The sequence below is a fragment of the Bacteroides salyersiae WAL 10018 = DSM 18765 = JCM 12988 genome, from assembly GCF_000381365.1.
Classification (GTDB): domain Bacteria; phylum Bacteroidota; class Bacteroidia; order Bacteroidales; family Bacteroidaceae; genus Bacteroides; species Bacteroides salyersiae.
The window spans coordinates 227499-233672 of the sequence record NZ_KB905469.1 but is presented as its reverse complement, the minus strand read 5'-3'; the positions used below and the strand labels follow the sequence as shown (position 1 = coordinate 233672).

Sequence of the window (6174 nt, the reverse complement as noted above, 5' to 3'; positions counted from 1 at the left end):
CCAGCCACAAGATTAGATTTCTCAGGGTCGTCAGAGACGATGACGTTGATAGGAGGCAGGTGTAAAGGTAGTAATATCAAAGCCGAGCCTTACTAATTGCCCGTTGACTTTCTTTTTGTCACGATGGTTTCATATATACGTTTAGCCTGCTGCTGCTGCGGCTTTTGAATTTACTTTTTTCCGTCATGTCTACCTTATTCAGGTGACTATAGCACCGGGGTTCCACCTCTTCCCATTCCGAACAGAGAAGTTAAGCCCGGTCACGCCGATGGTACTGCGTAACAGTGGGAGAGTAGGTAGTCGCCGTTTTTTTTGAAGGATCCCCTTGCAACCCGGAATACGGGGGCAAGGGGATTTCTGTGTTTAGGGGTATTGGAAGGAATTGGGGGGGGAGAGAAGAAGGATGGGAGATGTGAGAATGGAGAGGGGAGAAATGCTATGCAGCGTGACAGCGCAGCCTGCTTCTCACATCTCAATTCTCACATCTCAATTCTCCCCATTTTCATTCTCCCATCTCCCATCTTTTTCCTTTCCGCATAATATTGCACCGATCAGACCGTTATATATTAGTAAATCAGTTTTATATGCAATTTATTGATATTCGCCGTATTAAGGTTATATTGGTTATCTCTGCTGTTATTATAGCAGTAGCTTCTTTGTATTTTTCTCATCGGTTGGTAAAGGATCTTTCGATGGAAGAGCGACTTAAGATGGAGGTGTGGGCAGAAGCAATGCGTGCTTTCAGTGTTGCTGATGAGAATGTGGATCTTAATTTGGTTTTGAAAGTATTGAATGCCAATAATACGATTCCGGTGATTGTGTCCGATGCTGAAGGGAATATTCAGACTTATCGTAATATAGAGATTGCCTCTAATGATTCGGTTGCTTTTCTGTATAAACAGTTGGAGCGCTTTAAACAGAATGGAAGTGTGATCCGGATTAATTTATCATCCGGAAGTGATTATAATGATGTCTATTATCAGGATTCTTTGATGCTGACGCGTCTTTCCGTTTATCCTTATGTACAGTTAGGGGTCGTGCTTATTTTTGTTCTGGTAGCTATATTTGCTTTACTTAGCTCAAAGAAGGCCGAACAGAATAAGGTATGGGTCGGTCTGTCCAAAGAGACGGCTCATCAGTTGGGAACACCTATTTCTTCTCTGATGGCTTGGACGGAATTATTGAAGAGTGCATATCCTTCGGACAATTTGATTCCTTGCATGACTGAGGATGTCGCTCGTTTACAAATGATAGCCAATCGCTTTTCCAAGATCGGTTCTGCTCCGGAAATGGAGCAGGTAGATTTGGGGAAATTGTTAAAAGAAGTAACTGAATATATGGCGCGCCGCACTTCGAATAAAGTAGAGATTATTACCCATTTGCCTGAAAATGCTATTATTATTCCTTTGAATGCTTCACTGTTCGGGTGGGTAATAGAGAATTTGTGCAAGAATGCGATAGATGCCATGGATGGGGTTGGAAAAATAACAGTGTCCGTCATAGAGTCTGCTACTCGTTGGTATATCGATGTGGAGGATACGGGGAAAGGAATTATTAAAAGTAAACATCAAACTATTTTTACACCTGGTTATACGACGAAAAAGAGAGGCTGGGGACTGGGATTGTCATTGGCCCGTAGAATTGTAGAAGAGTATCATTCAGGGCGTATTTTTGTAAAACAGTCGGAGCTAAATAAAGGTACAGTATTTAGAATAGAACTTAAAAAGTGAATATTTACTGATAATTTGTGTGTTATGAGGATTATTATTTGTATCTTTGTCGCCCGAATTCTGTCCATCTTTTTGTTCTTGTTGGGAAAATGAAAGATGAAGAACAGGATATTTAGGCTTTTTTTGTACCTTTGCAACAATTAAAAAAGTGAAGCTTTGGGAAAGTTTGATAAATACAAAATAGACTTGAAAGGAATGCAGTCGGATTCAGTGAAATATGAATTTGTACTGGATAATCTGTATTTCGCTCATATTGATGGCCCTGAGGTTCAGAAAGGTAAGGTTAACGTAGAGTTGACTGTAAAAAGAACATCTCGTGCTTTTGAATTGAGCTTCCAAACCGATGGAGTGGTATGGGTGCCTTGTGATCGTTGTTTGGATGAAATGGAGCAACCTGTAAGTTCTTCTGATAAACTGATGGTCAAGTTTGGCCATGAATATGCGGAAGAGGGTGACAACTTGATTGTGATTCCTGAAGAAGAAGGGGAGATCAATGTTGCATGGTTTATGTATGAATTTATAGCTTTGTCTATTCCGATGAAGCATGTGCATGCTCCTGGAAAATGTAATAAGACAATGACCAGCAAGCTAAGCAAGCATTTGAGAACGAATGCTGACGAAGATGGAGATGAGACGTTTGAAGTGGCCGGTGATGATATCGTAGTAGAAGAAGCCGAGGAACAAACAGATCCCCGATGGAATGAATTAAAAAAAATATTAGATAATAATTAAAGTTTAAAGAAAAATGGCACATCCTAAGAGAAGACAATCAAAAACAAGAACAGCGAAGAGAAGAACTCATGATAAAGCTGTGGCTCCGACATTGGCTATTTGCCCGAATTGTGGAGAATGGCATGTTTATCACACTGTATGTGGAGCTTGCGGATACTACAGAGGTAAACTCGCAATCGAAAAAGAAGCAGCTGTATAATTGTAGTACAGTCTGAATAGACTTATACTTAATCAGACAGCCAGAGAGCATTGCTCTCCGGCTGCTTTAAGTATTAGAAGTATTGCTAAATTAAAATTGAATTGATGGAAAAAATAAATGCAGTAATCACAGGAGTCGGTGGATATGTACCTGATTATATCTTGACAAATGACGAGATATCGAAAATGGTAGATACTAATGACGAGTGGATTATGACCCGTATCGGGGTAAGAGAAAGACGAATCCTGAATGAAGAGGGATTAGGCACCTCTTATATGGCCCGTAAGGCTTGCCGGCAATTAATGAAGAAAACCGGTGCTAATCCTGACGACATTGATTTGGTTGTTGTTGCTACTACTACTCCAGACTATCACTTCCCTTCCACAGCTTCTATTCTTTGCGATAAACTCGGACTTAAAAATGCATTTGCTTTTGATTTGCAAGCGGCCTGTAGCGGCTTCTTGTTTTTGTTGGAAACGGCTGCTAATTTTATCCGTTCGGGAAGATACAAGAAAATCATTATTGTAGGTGCAGACAAGATGTCATCGATGGTGGACTACACAGAACGTGCTACATGTCCTATTTTTGGCGATGGTGCGGCTGCTTTTATGGTAGAGCCTACTACTGAAGATGTGGGTATCATGGATGCTCTTTTGAGAACCGATGGTAAAGGCTTGCCTTTTCTGCATATGAAAGCTGGTGGATCGGTGTGTCCTCCTTCTTATTTTACGGTGGATAATCACATGCATTATATCTATCAGGAAGGTAGGACTGTATTCAAATATGCAGTTTCTAACATGTCGGATAGCTGTGCGGCGATTGCAGAACGTAATAATTTGAATAAAGATAGTATCGACTGGGTGGTTCCTCATCAGGCTAATATGCGTATTATCGATGCGGTGGCCCATCGTTTGGAACTTCCAATAGAAAAGGTATTGGTAAATATCGACAGATATGGTAATACCAGTGCGGGTACTTTACCGCTTTGTATCTGGGATTTCGAAGATAAACTCAAGAAAGGTGATAACCTGATCTTTACAGCATTCGGTGCAGGATTTACCTGGGGAGCTGTTTATGTAAAGTGGGGTTATGACGGAAAGAAGGAATAGTAACAGACGTTACTGATATATAACACATAAAACGCATCTTATTTCGATTCGATGCGTTTTTTTGTCTAAATCAATAAATGAAAGGCGATGCATAAAGCAGGTTTTGTAAACATAGTAGGTAATCCGAATGTCGGGAAGTCGACATTGATGAATGTGTTGGTAGGTGAACGGGTTTCAATAGCGACTTTTAAAGCACAGACCACTCGTCACCGTATTATGGGGATTTATAATACGGATGATATGCAAATTGTTTTTTCCGATACTCCGGGAGTTTTGAAGCCGAACTATAAGTTGCAGGAGTCGATGCTGAACTTTTCTACATCCGCACTGACGGATGCGGATATTCTGCTTTATGTAACGGATGTGATAGAGACTCCTGACAAAAATAACGAGTTTATTGAGAAAGTACGTAAAATGACCGTACCGGTACTTTTGCTTATTAACAAGATAGACCTTACCGATCAGGAAAAACTGATTCAGTTAGTGGAAGAGTGGAAAGCGTTGCTTCCACAGGCCGAAATTATTCCTATCTCGGCAGCTTCGAAGTTCAATATTGACTACGTAATGAAACGTGTGAAGGAGTTGCTTCCGGATTCTCCACCCTATTTTGGAAAAGATCAATGGACCGATAAGCCCGCACGTTTCTTCGTGAACGAAATTATTCGTGAGAAAATTCTGTTGTACTATGATAAGGAGATACCCTACTCGGTAGAAGTGGTTGTGGAGCAATTCAAAGAAGAGGCGAAGATGATACATATCCATGCTGTAATTTACGTCGAGCGTGATTCGCAAAAGGGAATTATTATCGGGAAACAGGGAAAAGCGCTGAAGAAGGTGGCTACGGAGGCTCGTCGTGATTTGGAACGGTTCTTTGGGAAGACGATCTTTTTGGAGACTTATGTGAAAGTGGATAAAGACTGGCGTAGTTCGGATAAGGAATTACGTAATTTCGGTTATCAGTTAGATTAAGAATATATTCATACGACTGTGATAGTCGCAAAAACAACGTGTAAACTATGGGAAATTTAGTTGCAATTGTTGGACGTCCTAATGTGGGAAAGTCAACTTTATTTAATCGCTTGACTAAAACTCGTCAGGCAATCGTAAATGACGAAGCGGGGACGACCCGTGACAGACAATACGGCAAGTCGGAATGGCTGGGCCGTGAGTTCTCTGTAGTTGATACCGGCGGGTGGGTAGTCAATTCGGATGACATTTTTGAAGAGGAGATTCGCAAACAGGTATTAATGGCGGTAGACGAAGCCGATGTAATTCTGTTTGTGGTGGATGTGATGAATGGGGTTACTGATCTGGATATGCAGGTTGCTGCTATTTTGCGGCGTGCAAAGAGTCCCGTAATTATGGTAGCCAATAAGACGGACAATCATGAATTGAGATATAATGCTCCCGAATTTTATAGCTTGGGATTGGGAGATCCATACTGTATTTCTGCCATAAGCGGTAGCGGTACGGGTGATTTGATGGACTTGATTGTCAGCAAGTTCAAGAAAGAATCAGAGGAAATCCTGGATGATGATATTCCCCGTTTTGCTGTGGTCGGACGTCCGAATGCCGGAAAATCGTCTATCGTTAATGCTTTTATCGGTGAAGAGCGGAATATTGTGACTGAAATAGCAGGTACTACGCGTGACTCTATTTATACCCGGTATAATAAATTCGGTTTTGATTTTTATCTGGTTGATACGGCGGGTATCCGTAAGAAAAATAAAGTGAACGAGGATTTGGAGTATTACTCGGTGGTTCGTTCCATTCGTTCTATTGAGAATGCAGACGTATGTATCTTGATGGTGGATGCCACCCGTGGTATCGAGAGTCAGGATTTGAATATATTTTCTTTGATCCAGAAGAACCAGAAGGGACTTGTGGTAGTTGTGAACAAATGGGATTTGGTAGAAGATAAAACGGCAAAGGTAATGAAGACTTTTGAAGAGGCTATCCGTTCACGTTTTGCTCCTTTTGTGGATTTTCCTATTGTCTTTGCTTCCGCATTGACTAAGCAACGTATCCTGAAAGTATTGGAAGAGGCTCGTGTTGTTTACGAAAACCGGACGATAAAGATTCCTACTGCACGTTTGAATGAAGAGATGCTTCCGTTGATAGAAGCTTATCCCCCCCCTTCGGTTAAAGGCAAATACATAAAAATTAAATATATAACCCAGCTTCCTAATACGCAGGTGCCTTCTTTTGTCTTTTTTGCCAATCTGCCGCAATATGTGAAGGAACCATACAAACGTTTCCTTGAAAATAAGATGCGTGAGAAATGGAATCTGACCGGAACACCTATAAATATCTATATTCGTCAGAAATGATGTGAAATAAGTAGGACGAGGACTTCGTTTTTTGAACGATAATATTTATATTTGTCAGAGACTAAGCAACAGAC

The 6174-nt window shown here is 40.9% G+C and carries 6 protein-coding genes and 2 rRNA genes; all 8 read left to right on the top strand.

What is annotated here, in order from left to right:
- Nucleotides 1-116 (top strand): 23S ribosomal RNA (locus HMPREF1532_RS19920); the annotation flags it as partial.
- 82 nt (nucleotides 117-198) lie between these two features.
- Nucleotides 199-309, top strand: a 5S ribosomal RNA gene (gene rrf / locus HMPREF1532_RS19915).
- Nucleotides 310-584: 275 nt separating this feature from the next.
- Nucleotides 585-1730 (top strand): sensor histidine kinase, encoded by a 1146-nt coding sequence (locus HMPREF1532_RS19910; protein ID WP_005934301.1) that lies wholly within the window; start codon nucleotides 585-587, stop codon nucleotides 1728-1730.
- Nucleotides 1731-1886: 156 nt separating this feature from the next.
- On the top strand, nucleotides 1887-2462 hold the full coding sequence (locus tag HMPREF1532_RS19905) for a YceD family protein (RefSeq protein ID WP_005934298.1): 576 nt from the start codon (nucleotides 1887-1889) through the stop codon (nucleotides 2460-2462).
- A gap of 13 nt (nucleotides 2463-2475) precedes the next feature.
- Complete coding sequence (rpmF, locus tag HMPREF1532_RS21135; RefSeq protein WP_002562387.1) at nucleotides 2476-2661, top strand: 50S ribosomal protein L32; 186 nt, start codon at nucleotides 2476-2478, stop codon at nucleotides 2659-2661.
- A 104-nt stretch (nucleotides 2662-2765) separates the two neighbouring features.
- Nucleotides 2766-3770: a beta-ketoacyl-ACP synthase III gene (locus tag HMPREF1532_RS19900; protein ID WP_005934295.1), complete on the top strand. Its 1005-nt coding sequence runs from the start codon at nucleotides 2766-2768 to the stop codon at nucleotides 3768-3770.
- Nucleotides 3771-3857: 87 nt separating this feature from the next.
- A complete protein-coding gene (era, locus tag HMPREF1532_RS19895) occupies nucleotides 3858-4739 on the top strand; it encodes a GTPase Era (RefSeq protein ID WP_005934291.1) in 882 nt (293 codons plus the stop codon).
- A gap of 47 nt (nucleotides 4740-4786) precedes the next feature.
- Nucleotides 4787-6100, top strand: coding sequence for a ribosome biogenesis GTPase Der (der, locus tag HMPREF1532_RS19890; RefSeq protein ID WP_005934289.1), 1314 nt, complete (start codon nucleotides 4787-4789; stop codon nucleotides 6098-6100).
- Nucleotides 6101-6174: the final 74 nt, after the last annotated feature.

Bases quoted from the DNA above. Each gene is read 5' to 3' on its own strand.
- HMPREF1532_RS19910 (WP_005934301.1), top strand. From the start codon at position 585: ATGCAATTTATTGATATTCGCCGTATTAAGGTTATATTGGTTATCTCT.
- rpmF (WP_002562387.1), top strand. From the start codon at position 2,476: ATGGCACATCCTAAGAGAAGACAATCAAAAACAAGAACAGCGAAGAGA.
- HMPREF1532_RS19900 (WP_005934295.1), top strand. From the start codon at position 2,766: ATGGAAAAAATAAATGCAGTAATCACAGGAGTCGGTGGATATGTACCT.
- era (WP_005934291.1), top strand. From the start codon at position 3,858: ATGCATAAAGCAGGTTTTGTAAACATAGTAGGTAATCCGAATGTCGGG.
- der (WP_005934289.1), top strand. From the start codon at position 4,787: ATGGGAAATTTAGTTGCAATTGTTGGACGTCCTAATGTGGGAAAGTCA.